Below are 25,320 nucleotides of genomic sequence, written 5' to 3'. Positions count from 1 at the left end.
CACGGCGGCCCGCACGTGCGTCACCGCCGGAGATCGTCCGGCCGCATGCTGTGGGGCCCCCATGACGCCGCCCGAAAGCTTCCCCACTCCCGGCCGACAGTCACAAGACGATAACGGCGATCACTGCAGGGGCCAAAGATTGGCGGGTGATTTGTCCGGTTCGTCCCGCTTTATGGTGGCAAAACTCACGTCATATAGTCCGAACGGACTAGTCATTTTCGGCCCCCTGCGCCTCGGGCGAGGCGCAGCCGGGCCAGGGCGTGTGGTTACCAGGCGCCACCGAACGCCGCCTCCGTGTTGGCGTCCACCGCCACGCACAGCCGCTCCAGGTCCTCGCCCAGCGTCTCGGCCATCGCGCGCATCGTCACCGGCACCAGGTACGACGCGTTCGGCCGCCCCCGGTACGGCGTCGGGGTGAGGTACGGCGCGTCGGTCTCGACGAGCACCCGGTCGCGCGGGGTGACCCGGAGCGCCTCGCGCAGCGGCTCGGCGTTCTTGAAGGTGACGGTGCCGGCGAAGGACAGCCACGCCCCGCGGTCGAGGCAGGCGCGCGCGAACCCCGCGTCGCCGGAGAAGCAGTGCATGACCAGCCGGTCGGGCACTCCTTCCTCGTCGAGGATCGCCAGCACGTCGTCGTGCGCGTCGCGGTCGTGGATGACCAGGGTCTTGCCGAGCCGCTTGGCGAGGTCGATGTGCCGTCGGAACGACGCGTGCTGCGCGGCGCGGCCCTCCTCCCCGGTGCGGAAGTAGTCGAGGCCGGTCTCCCCCACGGCGCGGACCCGGTCGCTCGAGGCGGCCAGCCGCTCGATCTGGTCCAGCGCGTCGTCGAGCACGCCGTCCGCGGCGAGCCGGGGCGCCTCGTTGGGGTGCAGCGCGACCCCGGCGACCACGGCGTCGTACCGGCCGGCTGCCTCCACCGCCCACCGCGCACCCGGCAGGTCGCAGCCGATCTGCACGATCCTGGGGACGCCGACCGCGGCGGCCGCGGCCAGCGCCTCGTCGGTGGAGAGCCAGGACCCGTCGGGGCCGTCGGCGATGTCGAGGTGGCAGTGGTTGTCCACGACCGGGTGCGGCAGCGGTTCGGGGGCCGGTGGGCGGCGGGTGTCCCGGCTGCCGCTCCCTCCGGTCTCGGCGGAGCGGCGACGGGTGGGTACGTCGGGTGCCATGCGGCGCAGTCTATTTCTTGTGCACGGCGTCGTAGACGACCCGCTTCGGGAGCCCGGCACGCCGGGCCACCTCGAGGATCGCGTCCTTGCGGGTCGTGCCGTCCTCCTCCACCTCCGCGACCAGGGCCGCCAGCGACGCCGGGTCGGTGGGTACGTCGGAGGTGGCCGAGGCGCCCTCCACGACGATCGTGACCTCGCCGCGCACGCCCTCCTCCGCCCAGGTGACGAGGGAGCCGAGCCCGCCGCGGCGGACCTCCTCGTGGGTCTTGGTCAGCTCCCGGCAGACCGCGGCACGGCGGTCGGCGTCGAACGCCTCCGCCATCGCGCCCAGGGCGGCGGCGGTCCGGTGCGGCGCCTCGAAGAACACCATGGTCCGCTGCTCGTCCGCGAGACCGGCCAGCCGTCGCGCCCGCTCGCCGGCCTTGCGCGGCAGGAAGCCCTCGAAGCAGAACCGGTCGACGGGCAGGCCGGAGACGGCGAGGGCCGTGAGGACCGCGGAGGGGCCGGGTACTGCGGTGATCGCGATGTCGCGCTCCACGGCGGCGGCGACCAACCGGTAGCCGGGGTCCGACACACTCGGCATGCCCGCGTCGGTGACCACGAGCACGCGGTCCCCCGCCTCGAGCGCCTCGACCAGCGCCGGGGTCCGGGCGGACTCGTTGCCCTCGAAGTAGGACACCACCCGGCCGGTCACCTCGACGCCGAGGTCGGAGGTGAGCCGCCTGAGCCGGCGGGTGTCCTCGGCGGCCACGACGTCGGCGGTGGCGAGCTCGGCCGCCAGCCGCGGAGGCGCGTCCTCGACCCGGCCGATCGGGGTCGCCGCGAGGACGAGGACCCCGGTCCCTGCAGTGCTGCGCGCCGTGTTCGTCACGGGGCGAATCATCCTCGGCGTCCGTACCATTGCCAAACGTGACCACCACCCAGCAGCGTCCGCGACGCACCGCGGGCCTGTCCTGGACGGCCGACGGCCGGGTGGTGCCGAGCGCGCGGCGCCGGATGGTCCCGGCGATCCGGCACCGGGACCCGTTCGCGGGCTGGGCGGCGACCCTGGCGGTGACGCTGCTCGCCGGGTTCCTGCGGCTGTGGCGGCTGCGCACGCCGGAGGAGTTCCTCTTCGACGAGACCTACTACGCCAAGGACGCGTGGTCGCTGCTCCGGCACGGCTACACGACCGGGTACGTCGAGGCGGCGAACGAGAAGATCCTGTCCGGGCGGCTGAGCGGGATCTTCACCGACGGCCCGAGCATGGTGGTGCACCCCGAGGCTGGGAAGTGGCTGATCGCCCTGGGCGAGGCCCTGTTCGGGATGGACCCGTTCGGCTGGCGGATCGCGAGCGTGGTCGTCGGGACGCTGATGGTCATGGTGATGGTCCGGCTCGTGCGCCGCCTCACCGGCTCGACGCTGCTGGGCTGCACCGCGGGCCTGCTGCTGTGCTTCGAAGGCCTGCACTTCGTGATGTCGCGGCTGGCGCTGCTCGACGTCTTCCTGGCCTTCTTCCTGCTCGCCGCCGTGTCCTGCCTGGTCGCCGACCGCGACTGGGGCCGGCTCAGGATGGCGCGGCTCGTGCCGCCGGACCACCGCATGGCGGCCTCGGACTGGGGGCCGGTGCGCGGGCTGCGCTTCCGCCCGTGGCGGCTCGCGGCCGGGGTGCTGCTCGGCCTCGCGGTGGCCACCAAGTGGAACGCGCTGGTGCCGATCGCGGCGTTCGGGCTGCTGGTGTGGGCCTGGGACGCCGGCGCGCGGCGCTCCCTGGGCGTGCGCCGGCCGTGGCTGCGCTCGGCGGTGGTCGACGCGGTCCCGGCGTTCTTCTACCTCGTGGTCGTCGCGCTCGTGGTCTACGTGCTCACCTGGACCGGCTGGCTGCTGCACGCCGCGGAGTACGAGCGGGCGCTCTCGGACACGCAGTACGGCCCCTACTGGGGGTCCTACCTCGAGCGGGACGCCACCGGCTTCGTCCCCGAGCTGCTCCAGTCGCTGCGCTCGCTGTGGAACTACCACCAGGACGTCTACACGTTCCACACCCGGGGCCTGAACGACGCCACCCACGTCTACCAGTCGAACCCGGCCGGGTGGCTGCTGCTGAACCGACCGGTGGGCGTGGACGCCGACCTCGACATCGCGCCGGGCACCGGGGGCTGCGACGCCCCGCGGGACAGCACGTGCCTGCGGCAGGTGCTGCTGCTCGGCACCCCGGTGCTGTGGTGGGGCGGGGTGCTCGCGCTCGTCTACGCGGTCTTCGCGTGGGTCGCCCGCCGGGACTGGCGCTTCGCGATCCCGGTGGTGGGCGTCGCGGCCACGTGGCTGCCGTGGCTGCGGTACGACGACCGGCCGATCTTCTCGTACTACGCGGTGGCGACCGTGCCCTTCACGGTCATCGCGGTCACGCTGCTGCTCGGCCACCTGGTCGGCGGGGAGCGGGCGTCGTACCGCCGGCGGTTCTGGGGCACGCTCGCTGCCGGCACCTTCGTGGTCCTGGTGCTGGTGAACTTCGCGTGGTTCTGGCCGATCTACACCGACGAGCTGATCACCACCCCGGAGTGGCTCGAGCGGGTGTGGTTCCGGGCCTGGATCTGACCCGGACCTCCGGAGCCGGTCAGCCGTAGACGCGCGTGGCCAGCTCCTGCTTGCCCGCGAGCAGCGGGGGCAGGGCGCTGCCGAACCCGGCCTCCCCGTGCGTCGCGGGCGCGACCTCACCGGGGGTGCCGAGCGCCCAGCGGGAGCCTGCCGTCACCAGCGACTCGTGCTTGACGTCGTAGTAACCGGCCCTGACCGGGAACGCGACACCCCACGCGCCCGCCGCCGCGGCGACGAGGTGCACGTGGAAGCGGGTGGTGAGCCAGCGCTGGCCGCGGCGAGCGGGGAACCCCTCGCGCCAGATCTCGGTGAACGGGTAGAAGCGCATGCCGGGAAGCTCGCCGGAGATCAGGTCGAACACGACCCGGTCCTGGCCGGGGATGGCCTCGACGTAGCCGATCTTGTCGCCACGCAGGTCCCAGGCCCTGGCGGTCTCGAGGGCGCTGGTGGCGAGCGCCTCGACGCCGGCGTCCACGAGGTCGGACTGGAAGCACATCATCACCGAGGGCGACTCGCGCTTGTCGTAGACCGCGTCGTCGCCGAGGCCGAGGAACGCGTCGGCGCCGGTGTCGGTGACGTTGCCGCCGGACAGGAGCGCACGCGACCCCTCGTCGCGGACGTCCATGACCGCGTAGTCGGCGGTGAGCCGGTCGAGCAGCTCGGGCGACGCGGCGGAGGGCAGCAGGCCCAGCCCGGTCGCGGCGACCCGGACCCCGTGGTCGGCGGCGAGCACGGCACCGGCCGCGAGCACCGCGACGTGGCGGGGCCACAGCGCGTTGATGTAGCCGCCGCCGAGGACGTGGAACACGTCGACGGAGCGCAGCAGATCGATGCCCGCGGCACGGTGCGGGATCCCGTGGCCGGGGCGGCGGACCGCCTCGGCGGCGAACTCGGCCACCTCGTCGGTGTCGTCGGAGGGTGCCGCCCAGGCGAGGCGGAAGAGGGTGTCGGTGACCCGCAGGTGGGGGTGCAGGTGGCCGAGCAGCAGCTCGACACCGCCGGGGTTGGGGCTGTCCAGCCAGACCTCGGCGTCGGGCTCGGTGGCCGCGAGGTGCCGCAGCCACGAGGCGGCGGTCAGCTCGTCGCCGTAGTTGGGGTATCCCGAGGACGCGACGAGGTAGATACGCCGACCTGACATGTGCTCTCCCTGAGGGGTGAGGATGAGGAGGCCCGTCGAGACGGCAGAGGTGCCCCGGGCGAGAGCCGGGTGTCGACGGTGGAGATGGAACCGGTGGAGCTGAGGGGATTCGAACCCCTGACCTTCTCATTGCGAACGAGACGCGCTACCAACTGCGCCACAGCCCCGGTGCGCCGTGAACTTCCCGGCGCGAGCAGAAAACATATCACCTTCGTTTGGTGCTCACGAATCGGTCAGGAACCGACCGCGCGTCGCCCGTCCTGCTCGACCTGCGCGTCCTCCTGCGCGGCGACGCCGGCCTCCTCCACGAGCCGGGAGTCGGCCTCGTTGCGGCCCGAGCTCCAGGTGCCCGGCTCGCTCAGGTCGATGGTGCGCACGGTGCGGGAGGCACGCGGCTTGGTGACGTACGTCGGCAGGGTGACCGGCAGCGGGTCCCACAGCGAGCCGCCGTCGACGGTGGGAACCGCGACCGCGACGGTCTCGACCTCCACGGCGCGGGCGGCGGCGACCGCCGCGGCGGAGACGTCCGGGGCGGCCAGCGCCGCGTCGAGCGCGGCCACGGAGATCGCGACGGTGTCCTCGTCCTCGGAGAACTCCTCGAAGCCGGCCCCGGCCTCGTCGCGGACCGCCACCCGGGGGGCCTGGACGGTGCCGTACGGCGCCTCGACGCGGATCGCGCGGCGGGGCGCGACCGGGGCCTCGGCCGCCTGCTGCGGGGCCGCGAACTCCTCGGGTGCCCAGGACGCGTCGTTCTCACGGCGGACCTGACGGCGGCACAGGTACACGTAGACCCCGGTGAGCGCGGCCGGGACCGCGACCGTCCACCACGGCGCCACGGCGAACGCGGCCAGGGCGACGACCACGAGGTCGAGGGCGACCAGGACCCCGAGCACGCGCCGGCGACGCCTGGCCGCGGCGCGGGCGGCGGCCCGGCGGGAGGCCGGCGAGGCCGTGCGAGCAGCGGGCCGGGTGGCCGGCTCGGGGGCTGCCTGCGGAGCCGTCTGCGGGGCCGGTCTGGTCGGCACGACCATCCGGGTGGACTCGGCGGGTCGCGCCGGCGTGACCACGAGCCGCGCGTCGCGTCGGTTCACCGGCTCGCGGCGCGCGAGGACACGCATCGCGGTCGAGAACCGGTCGATGGAACGGGTGCGGGCGATTTCGTCGTGGTGCTTCAGCGCCTTGGGAATCAGATAGACAGCCCACGCGAGGGCGAGCACCACGAAAATGATTCCTGACAAGTCCACGGGACGACTTTAAAAGTCACGGGGGAAAAGCGACCGCAGGCGTGGCGGTGTGTCGCAAGCAAACTCATGTGACTGGTGTGAAGGTCACTGCCGGCCGTGGTCGCCGTCGGTCCTCCAGCGCCGGAGCAGACCCCCGGGACATTCCTCCACGGTGATCGCGAACAACCGGTGGTCGCGCCATTCTCCGTCGATGTGGAGATATCGCGGGGCATAACCGATCTCGGTGAACCCGAGCTTTTCCACGACGCGCAGGCTGGCCCGGTTCTCGGGACGGATCGCCACCTCCATCCGGTGCAGCCCCATCTCGAACAGGCAGTAGTCGGTGGCCATCGCCACCGCGGTCGGCATCACGCCCCGGCCGGCGTACCTCTGGTCCACCCAGTAGCCGAGCTGCGCGAAGCGGGCGGACCCGCCGACGATGTTGGTGACCGTGAGCTGGCCGGCGAACGTGTCGTCCACGGTGACCGCGAACGGCAGCGCCCGGCCCTCGCGAGCCTGCCGGCGCAGGTCGCGGACCAGCCCCCGGAACGTCCGCGGTGCGGTGGTGTCCCCGGGCGGCACGGTGGCCTCCCACGGCGCGAGCCACGCCGCGTTCCGGGCCCGCACCTCCTTCCAGGCCCGGGCGTCGCGCAGCGACAGGGGGCGGAGCCCGACGCGGCCGGACCTGAGCTCGACCGGCCAGAACCGGCTCAGTGGTCGCTCCCGGTGATCTGCTGCACCGCGTGCACGAGCAGGGGCACGACGACGGCCAGGCCGTCCTTCACCCCGCCCCGCGAGCCGGGGAGGTTCACCACCAGGGCGTCCCCGGCGATGCCGGCCAGGCCACGCGAGAGGGCTGCCGTGGGCACACCCTTCGCGGCGCCGTACGCGCGGATCGCCTCCGCGATGCCGGGCACCTCCCGGTCGAGCAGGGGCCGGGTCATCTCCGGCGTGAGGTCGGTGGGGGTGAGCCCGGTGCCGCCGGTGGTGAGCACGGCCCGGGCGCCGCCGGCCAGCGCCGTGCGGATCGCCTCGGCGACCGGCTCGCCGTCGGGGACCACGACCGGTCCGGTCACGTCGAAGCCGAGCTCGGTGAGCGCCTCCACGATCAGCGGCCCGGTGGTGTCCTCGTAGACCCCGGCCGCCGCACGGTTGGACGCCGCCACCACGGTGGCGCGGAGCCCGTCGGCGCGCCCGGTCATGGCCGGCGGGTCCAGTCGCCGCTCTTGCCGCCAGTCTTGGACTCGACCCGGATGTCGCCGATGACCGCGCCCTTGTCGACCGCCTTGACCATGTCCACCACGGTGAGCGCGGCCACGGAGACCGCCGTGAGCGCCTCCATCTCCACGCCGGTGCGGTCGGTGGTGCGGACCGTGGCGCTGATCGCGACCGCGTCGTCGAGCACGTCGAGGTCGACCGTGACGCCGGAGATCGCGAGCGGGTGGCACAGCGGCACCAGGTCGGGGGTGCGCTTGGCGGCCATGATCCCGGCGACCCGAGCCACGCCGAGTGCGTCGCCCTTGGGCACGCCCTCCCCGCGCAGCAGGGCGACCACCTCGGGGGTGACGGTCACGCGCCCGGTGGCCGTGGCGGTGCGGGCGGTGACGTCCTTGGCGGAGACGTCGACCATCCGGGCGGCGCCGGACTCGTCGACGTGCGTCAGCCGGGCCCGTTCGGAGCCCTGCGGGGGGTTCCCGGTTCCGTCCACGTCAGAAGTCCCGGTCCAGCACGAGCACCTGCACCTGCGACCCGGGGTCGATCCGGGTGACGTCCTCGGGGACGACGATCAGCGCGTTGGCCTCGGCCAGGTCGCCGACGAGGTGCGAGCCGTGCCCGCCGACCGGCGCGACGTGGGCGCCGCGGCCGTCGATCTCGAACAGCCCGCGCACGAACTGCCGCTTCCCGGGCGCCGAGGAGAAGCCCTGGGAGGTGATCGCGCGGACCAGCGGCCGCCGGTACGGCAGCCGGCCCATCATCCGGCGGATCGCCGGGACCACGAAGACCTCGAAGGAGACGTACGACGACACCGGGTTGCCCGGCAGCGTGAAGATCGGGGTGGCGTCCTCGCCCACGACACCGAAGCCCTGCGGCTTGCCGGGCTGCATGGCGACCTCCCCGAACTCGACCGTGCCGAGCTCCACGAGGGCCTCCTTCACGACGTCGTACTGGCCCTTGCTGACCCCGCCGCTGGTGACCACCAGGTCGGCGCGGACCAGCTGGTCGCTGAGCGCGTGGCTGAACTCCTCCGGGTCGTCGGAGACGATCCCGACCCGGTAGGCGATCGCCCCGGCCGCGCGGGCCGCCGCCGCGAGCATGTAGGAGTTGGCGTCGTAGACCGAGTCGTGGCCCAGCGCCGTACCGGGCTCGCGCAGCTCGGAGCCGGTGGAGATGATCACGACCCGCGGGCGGGGGCGGGAGCGGACCTGCGAGCGGCCGACCGAGGCGAGCAGGCCGAGCTGGCGGGGGCCGAGCAGGGCACCGTCCTCGAGCAGCACGTCACCGGTCTGCACGTCCTCGCCGCGGCGCCGGATGTGCTGCCCGTGGGTGGGCGCGCGGGTGATCCGCACCGCCGCCACACCTCCGTCGGTCCACTCCACGGGGACCACGGCGTCGGCGCCCTGGGGGATCGGCGCGCCGGTCATGATCCGTACCGTCGTACCGGGCGAGAGCGCGAAGAGCTTGGTCTGGCCGGCGGCCATCTCCCCCACCACCGGCAGGTGCACCGGGTGGTCCTCGGTGGCGGTCACGACGTCGTCGAAGGTGACCGCGTAGCCGTCCATCGCGGAGTTGTCGAAGGCCGGCAGGTCCATCGGCGCGGAGATGTCCTCGCACACGGGCAGGCCCAGCGCCTCCAGCAGCGGCTGGTCGTAGGGCTGGAGCGGGGTCAGCGCCCCCAGGATCCGCTCGACGTGCTCGTCGACCGTGCTCGGACGGTCCTCTGGCATCGGCTCGACAGACATGGCTGAACCCTAACGGTCACCTAGCGTGCTTCCCGCGTCGATCCGACCCGGCGCGCCCCCCTCGGGAGCCTCCACGACCGCGTCCCCGACGACGGTGACCCCCGCCCCGAAGGTCCAGTCACCGTGCACGGTCAGCGACCGCGCCTGCCGCAGGCTCGGGACGCCCTCGGGGAACCGCCGGTCGAAGTCGGCGACGAGCTTGTAGTAGGAGCTGTCGAGGTCCACGAACGGCACCGACTCCCGGGCCTGCCGCAGCCGGGCGTCGTCCTCGAGCTCGTAGCAGTCCGACCGGAGCACGAGCAGGTCGTTGGTGGTCTTCACCGGGACGAACCGGTCCCGCTGGACCTCGATCAGGGCGGCACCCTCGAACACCTCGATCGCCGCGCCCATCGCGGTCTCGATCTGGATCACCTCGGGGCTGGTGGGGTCGGCGGGGTCCACGGTCTTGGTGTTCTTGATCATCGCCAGGCCGAGGATGCCGTCGCGCCGGTCGAGCTCGTCCCGCAGCGCGACCAGGTCGAACCACAGGTTGTTGGTGGAGCAGAACCGGTGCCGCGACAGGTCGGCCAGCGCGTCCTTGTCCTCGTCCCGGGTCTGCGCGGTCTCCCGCAGCACGAGCCGCCCGTCGCTGCGGCGCCGGGCGAAGTGGCCGCCCTTGCGGTCCGAGGGGGTACGGCGGACCGCCTCGATCGCGAACGGCGCCCCCGAGCGCGCGAACCACTCGGCCACCCGGGCGTCCGGGACGGCGCCGAGGTTGTCGGAGTTCGACACGAACGCCCGGGTGTAGCCGGCCTCGAGCAGCCGGTCGAGCAGCCCGCTGCCCCGCAGCGCGGTGTAGATGTCGCCGTGCCCCGGCGGGCACCACTCCAGCGACGGGTCCTTCTCCCACTCGACCGGGGTCAGGTCGTCGGCGCGGAGCTTGGGCTCCTTGTTCTGCAGGAAGTCCAGCGGCAGGTCGTCCACGGCCAGGTCGGGGTAGCGCTCGAGCACGGCGAGGGTGTCCTCGCGGGTGCGGAAGCTGTTCATGAACAGCAGCGGCAGCGCGACGCCGTGCTCCTTCCGCGCGCCGAGCACCTGCTGGACGATGATGTCGAGGAAGCTCAGCCCGTCGCGCACCTCGAGCAGCGACTTGGCGCGGTCCAGCCCCATCGACGTACCGAGGCCGCCGTTCAGCTTGACCACCACGGTGCCGGCCAGGCCGTCGCGCGGGGCCGGGGAGGGCACGTCGACGTCCGCGAGGGACGGCATGTCCACCGGCTCGATGGTCGACTCCGGGACCATCCCGCTCTCGCCGCTCTCGACGAGCGCGTAGTAGTGGGCGAACACGTCCGCGGCCACCGGGTCCACCCCGGCCGCGGCCATCTTGTCGCGCGCCTGCCTCAGTCCCTGCTCACTCATGCCCCTGATCGTAGGACGGGGCCGCTAACGTCGCGCCCATGGACCCGATCGCCGCGCAGAAGACCGCCCTGCGGGACCGGCTGGTCACCGCACGCCGCCGGCACCCGCTGACCGACGCCCGGCCGGACGCGGAGGCGGTCGCCGCGCACCTGCTGGCCACCGACGAGGTACGACGGGCGGCGACCGTCGCGGCGTACATCTCGGTCGGCAACGAGCCCGGAACCGGCCCCCTCGTCGAGGAGCTGCACGCCCTGGGCCGCCGGGTCGTGCTGCCGGTGCTGCTGCCCGACGACGACCTGGACTGGGCGGTCTACACGGGCCCCGACGCGCTCCTGCCCGCGGGCCGGGGGCTGCTCGAGCCGGCCGGGCCGCGGCTCGGCCGGGAGGCGATCGCGACCGCGGACGTGGTGCTCTGCCCCGGCCTCGCCGTGGACCGGGGCGGGATGCGCCTGGGCCGCGGCGGGGGCTCGTACGACCGGGCGCTCGCCCGGGTCCCGGTCGGCACGTTCGTGTGCACGCTGCTCTACGACGACGAGCTGCTCGACCGGGTGCCGGCCGACGCGCACGACCGCCCGGTGACGGCGGTGGCCACGCCGGGCGGGGTCACCCGCCTGCCGCGGGCACGAGCGTGAGGGTGTCCTCGCCGTTCTCCTCGAGCCGGTCGCGGGAGAAGTACCAGGGCAGGGTCTCCCCCGCGACCCACAGGTCGGTCTGGTCGGAGTAGTGCCGGCTGAAGGCGTGCCCCGAGACGCCGCTGAGGCTGACCCAGCGCGAGTCGTCGAGGTCCGCGAGCGAGACCACCATCCGCATCGAGGGCGCCGCGGTCACGTCGTAGTCCTCGGCGGCGGCGTCCCACTTGGTGGCGTTGACCAGGTCGCCGCCACCGGGCACCTCGTAGCCGCCGCGGTTGAACAGCCACCGGACCACGGCGAGGTCTGACTGGCCGAGGGTCTGGCTCTCCAGGTCCATCTGGTGCTGATGCCCCCAGGTCCAGTCGACCGCCCGCCGGGCCTGCCGCCGGACCAGCTCGTCACGGGCCGAGGTCATCGCCTGGTAGAGGATGTCGTCGCGGGTCTCCACGACGGTCTCGGTGTCCGCGTTGTCCCACCACGGGCTGTACGGCTCCTCGAGCAGCCGGCGCATCACCTCGAACCAGCGGTCGTTGCCGGTGGGCCACACCGACTGCTGCATCTGGTCGTGGAAGGTCAGCTCGAGGGTGCGGTCCCAGACCGCGTTGTAGTAGGCGGCCGCCGCGGAGTCGGTGGGCTGCGTGTGGTCCCACCCCTTGAGCAGCCGCTGGCCGGCCGCGAGGTACGGCGAGGGCAGCAGGATGTCGAGCAGGTAGGGCACGAAGGTCGGCGCGAACTCGTTGCTCGTGTCGAGCTGGAGCCGGGTCATGTCCTCGACGCCGAGCCTGCCCTTCTCCTCCAGGACGTCGCGGATCCGCTGGCTGCGGTAGCCGTAGGACCAGGAGTCGCCGAGGTAGTAGGGGTAGTCGCCGTCGATGACCGCCTGGTTCGCGGTCGCGACGAGGCCGTCCTCCGGGTCGAGCACGGACGGCAGCGCGTCGAACGGCACGTAGTTCCCGGTCCAGTCGTTGGCCGCGACCCAGCCCTCGGCCGGGTAGGCGCCGGCGTTGCCGGACTTGCGGATCGGGATCAGGCCGGGCGCCTGGTACCCGATGTGGCCGGCCCGGTCGGCGTAGACCATGTTCTGCGACGGGGCGGCGAAGTCCCGGGTGGCGGCGCGGAACTCGTCCCAGTTCGTGGCCTTGTCGATCTCGAAGATCGCGTCCGCGGTCCGGTTGGGGGTGAGCGCGGTCCACGACAGGGCGACCGCGTAGCCGTTGCCGCGCTCGGGGGCCGGTCCCTGGACGTGGGCGTTCGCGCCGACCGTGCTCAGCTGCGCCGAGACGTCGGAGAGCAGGGGGCCGTGCTTGGTGGAGCGCACCGTGAACGTGAACGGCTCGTCCTCGCCGAGGACCTCGATGATCTCCTCCCGGGTGGCGAGCGGACGCTTCCCACCGTCGTACTCGTAGAGCTTGCCGTCGAGCTTCTCCAGGTACAGGTCGACCACGTCGGGACCGAGGTTGGAGAAGCCCCACGCGATCTGCTGGTTGTGGCCGATGACCACGCCCGGGACCCCGGCGAAGGTGAACCCGGTGGTGTCGAACGGGCAGGCCTCGCTGAGCTCGGTGCAGTGCAGGCCCATCTGGTACCAGATGCCCGGCATCGAGGTGCCCAGGTGCGGGTCGTTGGCCAGGATCGGCTTGCCGGTCGTGGAGTGCTCCCCGTCCACGGCCCAGGCGTTGCTGCCGATGCCCTTGCCGTGCCCGAGCATCTCCGGCATCCGCTCCAGGCCGGCGCCGAGCCGCTCGAGGGAGTCGGTGACCGCCGTGGGCAGCGCGGGCCGGGCCGGCTTGCGGGTGTCGCTGCCGCTGGCGTCCTGCTCGAACACGCCGTCGACCACCGCCCCCTGCGTGACGATCGGCTGGTGCCGCTCGAAGGGGTACGCCGGGTACAGGGAGGCGATCTCCTCGGCGGAGTGGTTCACCGTCATCAGCGCGCGCTGGATCTCCTCCTCCATGTTGCCGCGCAGGTCCCACGCCATCGCCTTGAGCCAGGCGACGGAGTCCGCGGGGGTCCACTCCTCAGGGGCGTAGTCGAGCCCGTTGAGCGCGAGCAGGGAGTACTCCAGCGACATCTGGGACGGGGTGTGGCTGTCCATGTAGGCGTTCACGCCGGCGCTGAACGCCTCGAGGTAGCTCAGCGTCTCGGGGCTCAGCAGGGACAGCTCCTGCTCCGCGACCCGGCGCCAGCCCATGGTCCGGATGTACATGTCGGCCTCGAGCGCGTCCTTGCCCAGCAGCTCGGAGAGCCGGCCGGAGGTCACGTGCCGGCGGAAGTCCATCTCGAAGAACCGGTCCTGCGCCTGCACGTAGCCCTGCGCGTAGAACAGGTCGTCGGAGGAGGACGCGTAGACCTGCGGGATGCCGTGGTCGTCGCGGACCACCTCCACCTTCGCGCCCAGCCCCGGGACCTCCACCTCGCCGTCGGTCTGCGGGAGCGACCGCCGCACCGTCACCACCGCGGTCACGAGCCCCGCGACCAGGACCAGGACGAGCACCGCGGCGACGTACGTCGACCAGCGGGCGGCGCGCGGCCAGGAGCGGAAGGGCCGGCGGGTCGCGGGGGCTGCGGGCGTGGCTGTGTCGGCAGGGGTGTCGGGCACGGCGGTCATTGTGCCTCACCGCGGAACGTCGCGAGCTCCGGGAAGTTTGCGAAACTCCCCCGCGTTGCGATAATTGGCAGTCGCACCCTGGGAGTGCCAGGGAGCGAGCATCACACCGAGCCTCCGGAGGACGAGCGTGCCGACCTACCAGTACGCCTGCACTGACTGCGACCACGCTTTCGAGCAGGTCCAGAGCTTCAGCGACGACTCGCTGACCACGTGCCCGCAGTGCGAGGGCCGGCTCCGCAAGATCTTCAACGCCGTCGGCGTCGTGTTCAAGGGCTCGGGCTTCTACCGCACCGACAACCGGGCGGACTCCAAGTCCTCCTCGGCAACGACCTCCTCGTCGAGCGACTCCTCGGCCAAGAGCGACGCGGGCAAGGCCTCGGACTCCTCGTCCTCCGTCACCCCGGCCAAGAGCGAGGCCGGCGCCGCCTGACGGCCGCCCTCCGCGCGGCCTGTGGACGACGGGTCGCACGGGCATCTCCCGGTTCCTAGCCTCGTCAGGCATGAACCGCCTCGCGCTGCTGCGCCGCCGCGTCCGCCGTACCGTCCTCGCCCGCCGGCGGCTGCTCGCCGCGCTGGCCGCGGGCACCGCCGTCGCCGCCGGCCTCCAGGCCGCTGCGGCCCCTCCTCCCCCGACCACGACCGTGCTCACCGCCGCGCACGACCTGCCCGGCGGCACCGTGGTCCGCGCGTCCGACCTGGTGCGCACCGAGTTCACCCCGGCCAGCGTGCCGGCCGGGGCGGTCACCGCTGCCGCGGCGCTGGGGCGGACGACGGCGGCCCCGGTGCGCGCGGGCGAGCCGCTCACCGACGTCCGCCTGGTCAGCGGCTCGCTGCTCGACGGCTACCCCGGGCGGGTGGCCGCCCCGGTCCGGATCGGCGACGCCGGCGCGGTCGATCTGCTGCGGATCGGGGACCGGGTGGACGTGGTCGCCGCCGACCCGCAGGGACGGGCGCCCGCGACCGTGGTGGCCTACGACGCACCCGTGGTTGCGCTGCCCCGCGGCGGGGACGACGGTGCGGCGCTCACGACCGGCGGGCTGCTGGTGCTCGCGGTGTCGGAGGAGACCGCCGCCGACCTCGCGGGCGCGGGGGTCTCGCGCTACCTGTCGGTGCTGATCAGGCACTAGCGTGGGGCGGCGTCAGCACCCGGACACGAGGAGCCCCGAACACATGCTCAACGGATTCAAGCAGTTCATCATGCGCGGCAACCTGGTCGAGCTCGCCGTCGCCTTCATCATGGCGGCCGCGTTCGCCACCGTGGTCACCGAGCTCGTCGAGGTGATCATGGGGTTCATCGGCAAGCTCGGCGGCGAGCCGAGGTTCGACAAGGTCGAGGTCGGCGGCGTGGTCGTCGGAGGCTTCATCAACGCCGTCCTGTCGTTCCTGCTGATCGCCGCGGTGGTCTACTTCTTCATCGTCACGCCGTACAACAAGCTGCAGGCCCGCCGCGCGAAGGGAGAGGAGCCGGCGCCGCCGTCGAACGAGGTCACCCTGCTCACCGAGATCCGCGACACCCTCCGCGCCCAGGCCCCCACGCGTTGAGGCGTCACCCGTGAGGCGTTGAGGCGTCAGTCGTACGGCGTCGAGAGGTCAGCCGTGGTGCGGCGGGACCTGCGCGCGGAGCCAGTCGTCCGTGGAACCCTCGGACCGCTCCTGCGGGTCGGGGCGGTCGTCGCGCGTGGTCTCGGGCAGCGCCTCGCCGAACACCTCGGCCAGCCTGCGCCGGCGCGCGGCCTCCTGCTCCTCCGGGGAGGGCTCCCTCACGGGCATGCGTGTGCCTCCAGACCGGCGACGTCGAACCACGACGGGTCGAAGTGGGCCCGTCGTGGGGTCCAACCGGTCTGTGCCGTGAAATGTTCCGAGTTCACGCGCAGCGACCGGGTGAGCGGCTCGAGCCGGGAGCCGGCCAGCCGCTGCAGGGCGGGACGCATGAACGTCGTACGGCGTCCGGCCACCTCGGCGTACCCCGCGACCAGGTCCTCCCGCCGCGTCGGCTCCGCGCCCACGTTGTAGGTGCCGCTCGGGGCGCACAGCGCCGCCGCGACCGCGGAGCCGAGGTCGTCGGTGTGCACGAGATGGGCCCAGCCGGCGGGCGTCCCGACGCCGACCGGCAGCCCGCTGCGCGCCGTGCGCAGCTGCCAGCGGGTGAGGCCGTCGTCGCCGACGATCGTGCCGAAGCGGAGCACCACGCTGTGCCGCACCTCGGACCGGAACCCCTGCGCGTGCGACTCCCCCACCGACGCCGGCTCGGTGGCGGGGTTGATGTCGAGTGGGCTGTCCTCGGCGATCCAGCCGTCGCCGCCGTCGGCGTAGAGGAACGACACGCTCTCCTGCACCAGCCGGCGCACGCGCGCCTCCTGGGCCGCGTCGACCACGCGGCGCACCCCCTCGGTCCGCAGCCGGTCGTTCTCGCGCCAGGCCCGGGAGCGCAGCGCGGCGAGGCCGACCGGGATGTGCGTGGCGAGGTTGCACACGGCGTCGCAGCCGTCGAACATCGCGAGCAGCGACTCGTGGTCGAAGAGGTCCCCCCGGTACGGCGTCGCGCCGAGCGCCGCGAGGCGGTCGGCCCGCTCCGGGGTGCGCGCGAGCCCCACCACGTCGTGCCCGGCGCCGGTGAGCGCCCGGACCGCAGCGGTGCCGAGCACCCCGGTGGCGCCCGTGACAGCGACCTTCACGCAGGCATCCCCTCTGTGTCCATCCCCCCGTCCGGACCACGAAGCCCCACACGTCGTCCGGCTACCCCCCGACAGTGTGAGGTAACGGATGCATAACGGCAAGCAGATGCGCCCGATTCGTCCGCAGATTCTTCAGCCGGCCGCCCGGAGAGCGGACATTCCTCCCGCCGGGTGTCGTCTCAGCGGAGCGACTCGTAGAGCCGCACCGTCTGCTGGGCGATGGCGTCCCAGGCGAACGCGTCGACCGCCCGGGCGCGTCCCGCCTCCCCGAGCCGGCGGGCCAGCCCGGGGTCCGCGGCGAGCTTGTTGACCTGCTCCGCGAGCCCGGTCTCCAGCCCGGCCGGGTCGGCCTCGTCGTAGTCGACGAGCAGGCCGGTCTCCCCGTCGAGGACCACCTCGGGGATCCCGCCGACCCGGCTGGCCACGACCGCGGTCTCGCACGCCATCGCCTCGAGGTTCACGATCCCGAGCGGCTCGTAGACCGAGGGGCACAGGAACGCGAGCGCGTGGGTGAGCACCTGCCGCACCTGCTCGCGCGGCAGCATCTCCGACACCACGAACACCCCGTCGCGGCTCGCCCGGAGCTCGGCGATGGCCGCGTCGGTCTCGGCCTTCAGCTCGGGGGTGTCGGCGGCGCCGGCGAGCAGGACCACCTGCAGCGACGGGTCGAACGCCAGGCCCGCGCGCAGCAGGTGTGGGACGCCCTTCTGCCGGGTGATCCGACCGACGAACGCGACGTAGGGGCGCGAGGGGTCCACGCCGATCCGCTCCAGCACGTCGGTGCCGGGGTCGGGGCGGTAGAAGTCGGTGTCGATGCCGTTGTAGACCACGTGCACCCGGTCGGGGTCCAGGCTCGGGTACGACGTCAGCACGTCGGCCCGCATGCCCTGGCTGACCGCGACGACCGCGTCCGCCGACTCGTAGGCGGTGCGCTCGGCCCACGACGAGATCCGGTAGCCGCCCCCGAGCTGCTCGGCCTTCCACGGCCGCTGCGGCTCGAGCGAGTGCGCGGTCACGACGTGCGGGACGTCGTACAGCAGCTTCGACCAGTGCCCGGCCATGTTGGCGTACCAGGTGTGCGAGTGCACGACGTCGACGCCTACGCCGACACCGGCGGTGATGGAGAGGTCGGTCGAGAGGATGCGTAGCGCGGCGTTCGCGTCGGCCAGCCGCGGGTCGTTCTCGCTGTGCGCGGTCGCTCCCTCCCGGGGCTCCCCCATGCAGTGCACGTCGACGTCGATCAGCCGACGCAGCTCGCGGACCAGGAAGTCGACATGGACCCCCGCACCGCCGTACACGTCGGGAGGAAACTCACGGGTCAGGATTGCAGCGCGCATGGGGGGAATCTAGGGCTAGTGTCGGGGACTAGCAACGGCCGCGTCGGGTAGGGAGTGTCCATGCCAAAGGTTCTGGGGATCGTCCTTGCAGGCGGCGAGGGGAAGCGACTCATGCCGCTCACGCTCGACCGCGCCAAGCCGGCCGTGCCCTTCGGGGGCAGCTACCGGCTGATCGACTTCGCACTGTCGAACCTGGTGAACGCCGGGTACCTGAAGACGTGCGTGCTCACGCAGTACAAGTCGCACTCCCTGGACCGGCACATCTCGCTGACCTGGCGGATGTCGACGCTGCTCGGCAACTACGTGACCCCGGTGCCCGCGCAGCAGCGCCGCGGGCCGCAGTGGTACCTCGGCAGCGCCGACGCGATCTACCAGTCGATGAACCTGATCAACGACGAGCGGCCCGACATCATCGTGGTCTTCGGCGCCGACCACGTGTACCGGATGGACGCCTCGCAGATGGTGCAGGCGCACATCGAGAACGGCGCCGGCGCGACCGTCGCGGGCATCCGCGTGCCCCGCAAGGAGGCCTGGCAGTTCGGCGTGATCAAGACCGCCGCCGACGGCCGCCGCATCGAGGAGTTCCTCGAAAAGCCGGCCGACCCGCCGGGGCTCCCCGACGCCCCCGACGAGACGTTCGCCTCGATGGGCAACTACGTCTTCACCGCCGACGCGCTGGTGGAGGCGCTGGAGAAGGACGCGGCGAACCCCAACTCCCGCCACGACATGGGCGGCGACATCATCCCGATGATGGTCGAGCAGCAGGACGCCTGCGTGTACGACTTCCGCGACAACGTGGTGCCCGGCTCGACCGACCGCGACCGCGACTACTGGCGCGACGTGGGGACGCTCGACTCCTACCACGAGGCCCACCTCGACCTGGTGTCGGTGAACCCGATCTTCAACCTCTACAACACCGACTGGCCGATCTTCACCTCGCACCCGCAGCTGCCGGGGGCGAAGTTCGTCGAGGACGCCTCGGCGCGCGACTCCATCGTCTGCGCCGGGTCGATCGTCTCCGGTGCGAGCGTGGACAGCTCCGTGCTCGGCACGCACACCTACGTCTCGGCCGGGGCCAGCGTCGAGCGCTCGGTGCTGCTCGACAACGTGACCATCGGCAAGGGCGCGGTGGTCCGCAACGCGATCATCGACAAGAACGTGATCGTGCCCGACGGGTTCTCGATCGGGGTCGACCCCGTCGCCGACCGCGAGCGCGGCTTCACCGTCAGCGAGGGCGGGGTCACCGTGCTCGGGAAGGGCCAGCTGGTCATCCCCTGACACCCGGGGGGCGCGCCCGAGCCCGGCAAGGACCCGTCGCGGCGGGTCGGCGGGGTCAGCCGCCGAGCAGCGGGGACTTGTCGTGCCGGCCCCGCGGGGTCACCGGCTGGGACGCCGCGACGCGGTCCATCGAGGTCACCACGTTGCGCAGGTTCAGGATGAGCCCGCCGTACTCGGTCCAGTAGAGGCCGGGCAGGTTCTCGGTCGAGAAGTCGTTCGCGAGCGCGCTCAGCTCCCGTCGTACGGCGGCCACCCGCTCGGAGTCGGGGTTCGCGATGGCCTCACCGGCCTCGCCGACCAGCGCGAGCCACCTGCCGCGGAACTCGTCGTCCCATTCGTTGGTCAGCGAGATGCTCTGCCCGAGGGTCCGCGCCATGCTGCGGATCTCGGCCACCGCCTGCTCCATCCGGTCGAGCAGATCGGGGAAGTCGCGCGAGTCGCCGGGGTTCCGGGACGTGTGCCGGCGGGGGTTGTACCAGCCGCTCTCGTGCGCCTGGCGCACCAGCGCCCACGCCTCGTCGATGGCCACGTCGATCTCCTGCGAGCGCTCGATCCACGCCTCGACCTGGTCAGCGGTGCACGACTCGTCACCCTCGCGGCCGATCTGCTGGAGGAGGTTGCCGATGCGGTCGTCGATCGCGTCGATGGCCCGCGCCGCGGTCACGTCCCGCAGCGGCGGCCACACGAGCACGTTGACCACCAGGCCGACCGCGACGCCGATCGAGGTGTCGAGGAGACGGCCGACGAGGATGTGGTCCTGGTCGCTGAAACCGGTGGTGAGCACCACGAGCGCGGTGGCGCCGACGGTGGTGGACTCCTCGCGCAGCCAGCGCAGGTTGCCGATGACCAGCCCGGCCAGCAGCATCACCGCGAGCGCGGCCGCGTCGAGCCCGAGCAGGTCCCCGGTGGCCCATGCGAGGAGGACGCCGACCACCGTCGCGCCGACCTGCTTGGCCCCGCGCGAGAACGAGCGGTAGACGGTGGCGTGCACGACGAGCAGCGCCGACCACGGCGCCAGGAACGGTTGCGGCAGGTCGAAGACCTGGACGGCGAGCATCCAGGCCACGACGGCGGCGACCACCGTCTTGACGATCTGGATCCACTCGGTCCACGTGACCGGGTCGCGCAGCAGCCGTCGCGCTCGGCCGCCGGCGCGGCGCATGCTTGATGTGTCCACTCGGGCTCCCTCCGGCCCGGAGAGTGCCCCTGGTCACCGGGGGGCAAACGATGTTTAGGGACGGGTGAGTCGGTTAACACCGGAGGACACCCCCGGCTGACGCCGGAGGGCCCGATTCCGTGAAAGGAGATCTCATGTCTGACGAGCTGAGCGGCAAGCAGGTCGCATTCCTGGTCGCGAGCGAAGGCATCGAGCAGGTCGAGCTGACCGAGCCGTGGAAGGCAGTCGAAGCGGCAGGCGGCACGCCGAAGCTCCTCTCGCCCGAGTCCGGCACGGTCCAGGCGTTCCACCACCTCGACAAGGCCGACACGTTCGACGTCGACCAGACGGTCGCAACGGCGGACCCGGCCGACTACGCAGCACTCGTGCTGCCCGGCGGGGTCGCGAACCCCGACGCGCTGCGGATGGACAAGGACGCGGTCGCGTTCGTGCGGTCCTTCTTCGAGTCCGGCAGGCCGGTGGCGGCGATCTGCCACGCGGCGTGGACGCTGGCCGAGGCCGACGTGGTCCGCGGCCGCACGGTCACGTCGTGGCCGAGCCTGCAGACCGACCTGCGCAACGCGGGGGGCAACTGGGTGGACGAGGAGGTCGTCGTCGACGGCAACCTGATCACCAGCCGCAACCCCGGCGACCTGCCGGCGTTCAACGCCAAGCTGGTGGAGTTCATCGAGCGCGAGGAGTAACCACCCGCGTCCCGTCGAGCCGGCCCGGCTCCGCGGGTCAGGGCCTCAGGCGCAGAGACCGTTCTCGCGTGCCTGCTCGGCCTTGGCCTCGGAGGCCGGGCTCTGCTCTGTCGTGGAGCCGTCCGATGGGTCCTCCGAGGGCGACGACGAGGGCTCCTCGGTCGGCGCCGTGGGGGTGGCCGACTCGTCGGCGGCCGTGGTCACCGAGCGGCTCTGCTTGCGCGAGAGGTCCTCGTCGGTGCGGATCCGGTCCCACAGCCGTTCTGCCTCCGGCGCCCACACGAGCCGGTTCGGGTCGGGCTCGTAGGTCTCGAAGGGGACCGTGAGGAACGCGATGTCCTCGACGCCGATGTCCCGGACCTGGCCGGCGAGGTCGGAGAGCTCCTTCAGGCTGGCCAGCCCGGGGTCGGTGGTCAGCGACTTGGTGGCCGCGTCGAGGAACGAGTAGAGCCGCACCGGGTTGGTCAGCGTCCCCGCCGAGATCGCCTTGTTCGCCATGGCGGCGAGGAACGCCTGCTGGCGCTTCATCCGGCCGATGTCGCCGTTCTCCGACAGCTCGTGGCGCAGCCGCACGTAGTCGAGCGCCTGCTCCCCGGACATCTCGTAGGACCCGGCCGGGAGGTGGATGTTGCCGATCGTGTCGTTGACCTCGGTCGGCACGCACACCGGGACACCGCCCAGGGCGTCGACCATGTTCGTGAAGCCCGCGAAGTCGATGACCACGAAGTGGTCGATCCGGATCCCGGTCAGCTGCTCGACGGTGCGCTGGGTGCAGGCCGGCCCACCGACGGCGTAGGCGCTGTTGAACATGCTCAGCCCGCCGGGGTCGGTGCTGCCGTCCTCCTTCACGCACGACGGCCGCTCGACCATCGCGTCACGCGGCAGGCTGACGCCGTACGCCCGCTCCCGGTCCGCGGAGAGGTGCAGGAGGATCGTGGTGTCCGACAGACCGGGGGTTTCCCCGCCGATCCTCATGCCCTGCCCCTCACGGGTGTCGGAGCCGAGCAGCAGGATGTTCAGCGGCCGGTGCGGGACGTTCTCGGTCGGGACGTACGCCTCCGGCCGGTCGGTGCCGAGCAAGTCCGAGGTGTCGAGCTCGGTGATGTTGCCGTCGAGGTGGCGGTAGACGAGGAACCCGCCGACCGTGACGGTGAGCAGCAGGACGGCGACGGAGGCGGCGACCCAGGTGACGACGCGTCGCCTGCGCGGAGGGGTCGCGCGGCGGCGGGGTGTGACGGACTCGGACACTGACTCTCTCGTCGAGACCAGGCGACGGGAGTCGCGGGCTGACATTGCTCCGGAAACGGTACGCCACTCGTGGGGCTGCGGCGACCAATGTGACGCTTTCGGTCACCCGGCTGACAGGCACACACGTGTGCCGTTGTGACACGGTCCCGGCGCGAGCGCGTGTCACAACCGCACACGTGTGCGATTCGGTTCGTCCGTACGGCCGAGCGCGAGGTGGCACCTCCCAGAGACACCTCGGCCGAAGGCCGCGCGGGGACGACCTGCCGTCAGGCCGAGATGGGACGGCGATGATGCGCCGGCTCGTCGGCCACCTTGATCATGCCGAGGCCGAAGTGGTTCTTGGCGTACTGGATGGCCTGCTCGACGGTGGGGAACGAGATGCTCCCCGGCGACGGGGCGGGCGGGGGCGTGTGGGACAGGTGCAGCTCGGGTGTCCAGCCACTGATGGGGTGCGGCCGCACCGTGCACATCGGTACGGACGACGCTTCGGAGTCGAACATGAACGATCCTCCTTGACCGAGAAGTTCGCAGATGGTTCTCGCTGTCTCGGCGTCCTGAGACCCGCTGAACTTTCCCCCGAAGGTCGCTCCCCCGTGACGGAGCCACCACGCAGCATTCCCCCACGTTCGAAGGTATTAACCTTCCGATCGCGGATTTCGCGATTCGTTTCGTGGAGCCCGTGCGGTTCCCCCACTCGATCCGCAGCGGCGACGTGGACCGGTCTATGCCGCCCGGTTCGCGTCGCGCCAGGACACCGGGGCCGGCCGCCTGCGCCTGCGGAGGCGTTCCAGCAACATCAGCGCGGGGGCACGAGCACGGCCCGTCCATCGACCACACCACACGCAGGGCGAGGGCGCTTTGGGTGGAAGCCGAGCCGAGAAACCCGGCCTTATGTCGCCGGCCGGGCTCGTCAGAGGGTCGGGGTGGGACTGCTCAGCCGGCGGCGGCCGGCCTGCGCTTGAGCTCGCTCTCGACGGCCTTGGCGAGGTCCGACACCAGGCGGGAGTGCCACCGCTCGTGCGCCTCCAGGTCGGCGACCAGAGCGTGACAGTCGGGGCAGGTCGAACGGTCTGCCTGTTCCATGCTGCACCTCCTCGTGAGGGGTCGTGTCCACCGTGGCACGGGAAGTCGCGGGAGTCCACGGTTCGGGAACGACCGCCGGACGTGGCCCCGGGGTCTCGTCCGTGCCCTATCGCCGGGTACGCGAACCTCGGGACCATCGGTGTCCGGCCGAGGGTCTTGTGGCTCTGCCTCCCCCTCCTGCCCTGGCTCAGCCTGAGGTAAAGAACTGTCAGGAGGTGGGTCATGCGCAGGCACCCGAAGCCATCCGCTGAGCCCGCGAGCAACCACCGTCGGCCGCATCTTTTCGATTTGACGTACGGGCTGATCGACGCCCATGTCAACCAGGTCGACTTCTTCGACACCGTCGGAGGACGCGAGGTCGTCAGGCTGGTCCAGCAGCGGCGCCACCCGCGTCGCGACGAGGCCGCCCCGCCGTCGATCCCCGCACAGCGCGACGGCTCCTGACGGCCGGGCCAACCCGGTCGCCCCCGCGCGGCGCACGCCGGCGGCGGTCCGGGTGGTCTGCCCCGTCCGTCTTCCACCCGCCGGGATCGCTCCGGCCGGGACCTTCGCCTCAGTCGCCCACCCCTTTCTCGCGATGCACTGGAGAGACGGGCTCGGCTCCCTTGCCGCGCCCTGCCGTCCGGCAGGTAGCCGCGACGGGTCACCAAGGAGGTCCGCGGCAGGGAGGCCGTGCGCGACCTGATCGTCTCCCTGCACAGGGAGACGTTCCACGCGTCTCCCGAGCTCAAGCACCTGGTCTGCGGTGACGGGCTCGCGGCGGTCGAGGCCGTGTTCGTGGCGACGCACGTCTCCGACTTCGCGGGCATCCCGGCCACAGGGGCGGAGGTCCGTGTCCCCTACACGGTCTTCTACGACGTGGCCGGCGCTCAGATCACCGCGCTGCGCGCCTACCTGTCGATGCTCGCGCTCACCAGCCAGCTGCCGGCGGCCGCAGAGGTCACCGCCTAGCGTCCCCCGGACGCCGAACCTCGGGATCCCTCCGCGGTCTGGGCACAATCGAGGTGTGCCCGGGCTCGCACGTCTCCTGTCCGAGGGTGCGGCGGTCGCCGTGCTCCTGGCCGCGACGGCCTGCACCTCCGACGTACCGCGGGCCCAGCCCGGCGCACCGCGGTCGTCGGAGGCCGCACCGCCACCCGCCCCCGACGAGTCCGGCCCTCCCCCGGCCATGCCGTCGGGTACGTCGCCGGGTACGTCGCCGCAGCCGGGGTTCGCAACCACCTCGGAGGTTCCCCGTGTCCCGAGACCCCTGTCGCTGCAGGCCGTGATGGCGAACGAGCTGCGCAGCGGTCCCGTGCGCGTCGTACGCGAGGTCGGGGACTACGGCTTCTACACGCGCAGCGAGGTGCGGTACGAGAGCGACGGGCTCACCGTGACCGGAATCCTGAACGTCCCGAACGGGCGCGGGCCGTTCCCGGCGCTCGTTCTCGCTCACGGGTACATCGAGCCCAGCATCTACACCACCGGGCAGGGCCTGATGCGCGAGCAGGACTACCTCGCCCGCGCCGGGTACGTCGTCCTGCACACGGACTACCGCGGCCACGCCGGATCCGACCCGACCGGCACCCTCGACCGGGAGACGCGCATCGGCTACACCGAGGACGTGATCACCGCCGTGCTGGCGCTGAGGAAGACGCCGTACGTCGACCCCGACCGGGTCGGGCTGCTCGGGAGGTCGATGGGCGGCGGGATCGTCTACAACGCGCTGGTCACCAAGCCCGGACTGGTGGACGCCGCGGTCGTGTACGCGCCGGTGAGCTCGCTGTTCGTGGACAACCTCGACCGGTGGACGCGTCCCGAGCGACCCGACGTGGCGGCGCAGGTGTTCGACCGGCTGGGCCGGCCGACCCGGAACCCGGACGCCTACCGCGACCTCTCCTCCCGGACGTTCTTCGACCGGATCAGCGAGCCGCTGCTGATCCACCACGGCACCGCGGACGAGTCGTGTCCGATCCGCTGGTCGCGGGCGACGCTGCGTGCACTGCACCGGTCCGACCGGGACGCCCGGCTGGTCGTCTACCCCGGCGAGCCGCACGCCTTCGAAGCCGCCTGGGAGCGGTCGATGCAGCGGACGGTCCGGTTCTTCGATCGGAACCTGTGAAGCCGCTCCTCTCGCCCGGGTCCGGTGGGAGAGTCGGAC

General features: G+C 72.3%; 26 protein-coding genes, 1 tRNA gene and 1 pseudogene. 10 read left to right on the top strand and 18 right to left on the bottom strand.

From position 1 onward, the window contains the following. Positions 1–266: 266 nt before the first annotated feature. Together K1X13_RS10235 and rsmI are read right to left on the bottom strand one after the other, a co-directional pair. Positions 267–1,166 (bottom strand): TatD family hydrolase, encoded by a 900-nt coding sequence (locus tag K1X13_RS10235; RefSeq protein ID WP_221024978.1) that lies wholly within the window; start codon positions 1,164–1,166, stop codon positions 267–269. 10 nt (positions 1,167–1,176) lie between these two features. After that, positions 1,177–2,037 (bottom strand): 16S rRNA (cytidine(1402)-2'-O)-methyltransferase, encoded by an 861-nt coding sequence (gene rsmI / locus K1X13_RS10230; protein WP_308249495.1) that lies wholly within the window; start codon positions 2,035–2,037, stop codon positions 1,177–1,179. Between the two features lie 38 nt (positions 2,038–2,075). Between rsmI and K1X13_RS10225 the strand changes: the two genes are divergently transcribed. Further along, a complete protein-coding gene (locus K1X13_RS10225) occupies positions 2,076–3,740 on the top strand; it encodes a dolichyl-phosphate-mannose--protein mannosyltransferase (RefSeq protein ID WP_308249494.1) in 1,665 nt (554 codons plus the stop codon). Positions 3,741–3,759: 19 nt separating this feature from the next. Here K1X13_RS10225 and K1X13_RS10220 read toward each other — a convergent pair whose 3' ends face one another. The 8 genes from K1X13_RS10220 to K1X13_RS10185 form a co-directional block, all read right to left on the bottom strand. Then, positions 3,760–4,878, bottom strand: a complete 1,119-nt coding sequence (locus K1X13_RS10220) for a polysaccharide pyruvyl transferase family protein (protein WP_221024976.1) — start codon at positions 4,876–4,878, stop codon at positions 3,760–3,762. A gap of 94 nt (positions 4,879–4,972) precedes the next feature. Next, positions 4,973–5,045: transfer RNA gene (locus tag K1X13_RS10215), tRNA-Ala, on the bottom strand. A 66-nt stretch (positions 5,046–5,111) separates the two neighbouring features. Continuing rightward, complete coding sequence (gene sepX / locus K1X13_RS10210) at positions 5,112–6,122, bottom strand: divisome protein SepX/GlpR (RefSeq protein ID WP_221024975.1); 1,011 nt, start codon at positions 6,120–6,122, stop codon at positions 5,112–5,114. A gap of 84 nt (positions 6,123–6,206) precedes the next feature. Further along, complete coding sequence (locus K1X13_RS10205) at positions 6,207–6,815, bottom strand: GNAT family N-acetyltransferase (RefSeq protein WP_221025997.1); 609 nt, start codon at positions 6,813–6,815, stop codon at positions 6,207–6,209. Continuing rightward, on the bottom strand, positions 6,812–7,303 hold the full coding sequence (locus tag K1X13_RS10200) for a MogA/MoaB family molybdenum cofactor biosynthesis protein (protein ID WP_221024974.1): 492 nt from the start codon (positions 7,301–7,303) through the stop codon (positions 6,812–6,814). Before K1X13_RS10200 ends, K1X13_RS10205 begins: the two co-directional genes overlap by 4 nt. Continuing rightward, positions 7,300–7,809, bottom strand: a complete 510-nt coding sequence (gene moaC, locus K1X13_RS10195; protein ID WP_308249493.1) for a cyclic pyranopterin monophosphate synthase MoaC — start codon at positions 7,807–7,809, stop codon at positions 7,300–7,302. Before moaC ends, K1X13_RS10200 begins: the two co-directional genes overlap by 4 nt. 1 nt (position 7,810) lies before the next feature. Continuing rightward, positions 7,811–9,061 (bottom strand): molybdotransferase-like divisome protein Glp, encoded by a 1,251-nt coding sequence (gene glp / locus K1X13_RS10190; RefSeq protein ID WP_225914936.1) that lies wholly within the window; start codon positions 9,059–9,061, stop codon positions 7,811–7,813. Positions 9,062–9,070: 9 nt separating this feature from the next. Next, entirely contained in the window at positions 9,071–10,459 is a 1,389-nt protein-coding gene (locus K1X13_RS10185) for a UTP--glucose-1-phosphate uridylyltransferase (protein ID WP_221024973.1), read from the bottom strand. 38 nt (positions 10,460–10,497) lie between these two features. Between K1X13_RS10185 and K1X13_RS10180 the strand changes: the two genes are divergently transcribed. Beyond that, a complete protein-coding gene (locus tag K1X13_RS10180) occupies positions 10,498–11,091 on the top strand; it encodes a 5-formyltetrahydrofolate cyclo-ligase (protein WP_221024972.1) in 594 nt (197 codons plus the stop codon). Here K1X13_RS10180 and K1X13_RS10175 read toward each other — a convergent pair. Next, the gene (locus K1X13_RS10175; protein ID WP_308249492.1) at positions 11,063–13,690 is read right to left on the bottom strand and encodes a penicillin acylase family protein; all 2,628 of its coding nucleotides are present in this window, start codon (positions 13,688–13,690) and stop codon (positions 11,063–11,065) included. The two genes, K1X13_RS10180 and K1X13_RS10175, sit on opposite strands and share 29 nt — an antisense overlap. Positions 13,691–13,826: 136 nt before the next feature. Here K1X13_RS10175 and K1X13_RS10170 point away from each other — a divergent pair, with 136 nt between their 5' ends. The 3 genes from K1X13_RS10170 to mscL all read left to right on the top strand — a co-directional run bounded on the left by K1X13_RS10170 (position 13,827) and on the right by mscL (position 15,241). Continuing rightward, positions 13,827–14,129, top strand: coding sequence for an FmdB family zinc ribbon protein (locus K1X13_RS10170; RefSeq protein WP_221024970.1), 303 nt, complete (start codon positions 13,827–13,829; stop codon positions 14,127–14,129). 70 nt (positions 14,130–14,199) lie between these two features. Then, complete coding sequence (locus K1X13_RS10165) at positions 14,200–14,826, top strand: SAF domain-containing protein (RefSeq protein WP_221024969.1); 627 nt, start codon at positions 14,200–14,202, stop codon at positions 14,824–14,826. Positions 14,827–14,869: 43 nt separating this feature from the next. Continuing rightward, positions 14,870–15,241 (top strand): large conductance mechanosensitive channel protein MscL, encoded by a 372-nt coding sequence (gene mscL, locus K1X13_RS10160; protein WP_221024968.1) that lies wholly within the window; start codon positions 14,870–14,872, stop codon positions 15,239–15,241. Positions 15,242–15,289: 48 nt separating this feature from the next. Here the strand turns inward: mscL and K1X13_RS10155 are convergent, their stop codons facing one another. The 3 genes from K1X13_RS10155 to glgA all read right to left on the bottom strand — a co-directional run bounded on the left by K1X13_RS10155 (position 15,290) and on the right by glgA (position 17,711). Continuing rightward, entirely contained in the window at positions 15,290–15,463 is a 174-nt protein-coding gene (locus K1X13_RS10155) for a hypothetical protein (RefSeq protein ID WP_225915315.1), read from the bottom strand. Then, positions 15,460–16,374, bottom strand: a complete 915-nt coding sequence (locus tag K1X13_RS10150) for an NAD-dependent epimerase/dehydratase family protein (RefSeq protein ID WP_221024966.1) — start codon at positions 16,372–16,374, stop codon at positions 15,460–15,462. The genes K1X13_RS10155 and K1X13_RS10150 overlap by 4 nt, the downstream gene beginning before the upstream one ends. A gap of 179 nt (positions 16,375–16,553) precedes the next feature. Next, entirely contained in the window at positions 16,554–17,711 is a 1,158-nt protein-coding gene (gene glgA / locus K1X13_RS10145) for a glycogen synthase (protein WP_221024965.1), read from the bottom strand. Positions 17,712–17,771: 60 nt separating this feature from the next. Between glgA and glgC the strand changes: the two genes are divergently transcribed. Next, entirely contained in the window at positions 17,772–18,989 is a 1,218-nt protein-coding gene (gene glgC, locus K1X13_RS10140; protein ID WP_221024964.1) for a glucose-1-phosphate adenylyltransferase, read from the top strand. A gap of 55 nt (positions 18,990–19,044) precedes the next feature. On the opposite strand, the gene K1X13_RS10135 is transcribed toward glgC, so the two are convergent. Further along, positions 19,045–20,166, bottom strand: a complete 1,122-nt coding sequence (locus K1X13_RS10135) for an FUSC family protein (protein ID WP_221024963.1) — start codon at positions 20,164–20,166, stop codon at positions 19,045–19,047. A 134-nt stretch (positions 20,167–20,300) separates the two neighbouring features. On the opposite strand from K1X13_RS10135, the gene K1X13_RS10130 reads away from it, so the two are divergent. After that, positions 20,301–20,849, top strand: coding sequence for a type 1 glutamine amidotransferase domain-containing protein (locus K1X13_RS10130; protein WP_221024962.1), 549 nt, complete (start codon positions 20,301–20,303; stop codon positions 20,847–20,849). A 45-nt stretch (positions 20,850–20,894) separates the two neighbouring features. Here the strand turns inward: K1X13_RS10130 and K1X13_RS10125 are convergent, their stop codons facing one another. The 3 genes from K1X13_RS10125 to K1X13_RS10115 all read right to left on the bottom strand — a co-directional run bounded on the left by K1X13_RS10125 (position 20,895) and on the right by K1X13_RS10115 (position 23,180). Further along, positions 20,895–22,097, bottom strand: a complete 1,203-nt coding sequence (locus tag K1X13_RS10125) for an LCP family protein (RefSeq protein WP_221024961.1) — start codon at positions 22,095–22,097, stop codon at positions 20,895–20,897. Between the two features lie 266 nt (positions 22,098–22,363). Further along, positions 22,364–22,597, bottom strand: a complete 234-nt coding sequence (locus K1X13_RS10120; RefSeq protein ID WP_221024960.1) for a hypothetical protein — start codon at positions 22,595–22,597, stop codon at positions 22,364–22,366. Positions 22,598–23,030: 433 nt separating this feature from the next. After that, positions 23,031–23,180, bottom strand: coding sequence for a hypothetical protein (locus K1X13_RS10115; protein WP_221024959.1), 150 nt, complete (start codon positions 23,178–23,180; stop codon positions 23,031–23,033). A gap of 288 nt (positions 23,181–23,468) precedes the next feature. Here K1X13_RS10115 and K1X13_RS10110 point away from each other — a divergent pair, with 288 nt between their 5' ends. The 3 genes and pseudogenes from K1X13_RS10110 to K1X13_RS10100 all read left to right on the top strand — a co-directional run bounded on the left by K1X13_RS10110 (position 23,469) and on the right by K1X13_RS10100 (position 25,281). Continuing rightward, on the top strand, positions 23,469–23,624 hold the full coding sequence (locus K1X13_RS10110; protein WP_221024958.1) for a hypothetical protein: 156 nt from the start codon (positions 23,469–23,471) through the stop codon (positions 23,622–23,624). Positions 23,625–23,837: 213 nt separating this feature from the next. Next, positions 23,838–24,131: pseudogene (locus tag K1X13_RS10105) on the top strand (ester cyclase); the annotation flags it as partial. Between the two features lie 55 nt (positions 24,132–24,186). Continuing rightward, positions 24,187–25,281: an alpha/beta fold hydrolase gene (locus tag K1X13_RS10100; RefSeq protein ID WP_308249491.1), complete on the top strand. Its 1,095-nt coding sequence runs from the start codon at positions 24,187–24,189 to the stop codon at positions 25,279–25,281. The last annotated feature ends 39 nt before the right edge of the window (positions 25,282–25,320 follow it).

It is taken from the genome of Nocardioides jiangsuensis (genome assembly GCF_019679455.1).
Taxonomy (GTDB): domain Bacteria; phylum Actinomycetota; class Actinomycetes; order Propionibacteriales; family Nocardioidaceae; genus Nocardioides_C; species Nocardioides_C jiangsuensis.
The sequence above is the reverse complement of the archived record's forward strand: the minus strand, read 5'-3'. Positions and strand labels throughout refer to the sequence as shown.

Coding starts and splice junctions, on each gene's coding strand:
- mscL (WP_221024968.1), top strand. CDS start 14,870: ATGCTCAACGGATTCAAGCAGTTCATCATGCGCGGCAACCTGGTCGAG.
- K1X13_RS10185 (WP_221024973.1), bottom strand. CDS start 10,459: ATGAGTGAGCAGGGACTGAGGCAGGCGCGCGACAAGATGGCCGCGGCC.
- K1X13_RS10220 (WP_221024976.1), bottom strand. CDS start 4,878: ATGTCAGGTCGGCGTATCTACCTCGTCGCGTCCTCGGGATACCCCAAC.
- K1X13_RS10235 (WP_221024978.1), bottom strand. CDS start 1,166: ATGGCACCCGACGTACCCACCCGTCGCCGCTCCGCCGAGACCGGAGGG.
- glp (WP_225914936.1), bottom strand. CDS start 9,061: ATGTCTGTCGAGCCGATGCCAGAGGACCGTCCGAGCACGGTCGACGAG.
- glgC (WP_221024964.1), top strand. CDS start 17,772: ATGCCAAAGGTTCTGGGGATCGTCCTTGCAGGCGGCGAGGGGAAGCGA.
- K1X13_RS10200 (WP_221024974.1), bottom strand. CDS start 7,303: ATGACCGGGCGCGCCGACGGGCTCCGCGCCACCGTGGTGGCGGCGTCC.
- K1X13_RS10180 (WP_221024972.1), top strand. CDS start 10,498: ATGGACCCGATCGCCGCGCAGAAGACCGCCCTGCGGGACCGGCTGGTC.
- K1X13_RS10120 (WP_221024960.1), bottom strand. CDS start 22,597: ATGTTCGACTCCGAAGCGTCGTCCGTACCGATGTGCACGGTGCGGCCG.
- glgA (WP_221024965.1), bottom strand. CDS start 17,711: ATGCGCGCTGCAATCCTGACCCGTGAGTTTCCTCCCGACGTGTACGGC.
- K1X13_RS10130 (WP_221024962.1), top strand. CDS start 20,301: ATGTCTGACGAGCTGAGCGGCAAGCAGGTCGCATTCCTGGTCGCGAGC.
- K1X13_RS10115 (WP_221024959.1), bottom strand. CDS start 23,180: ATGGAACAGGCAGACCGTTCGACCTGCCCCGACTGTCACGCTCTGGTC.
- K1X13_RS10165 (WP_221024969.1), top strand. CDS start 14,200: ATGAACCGCCTCGCGCTGCTGCGCCGCCGCGTCCGCCGTACCGTCCTC.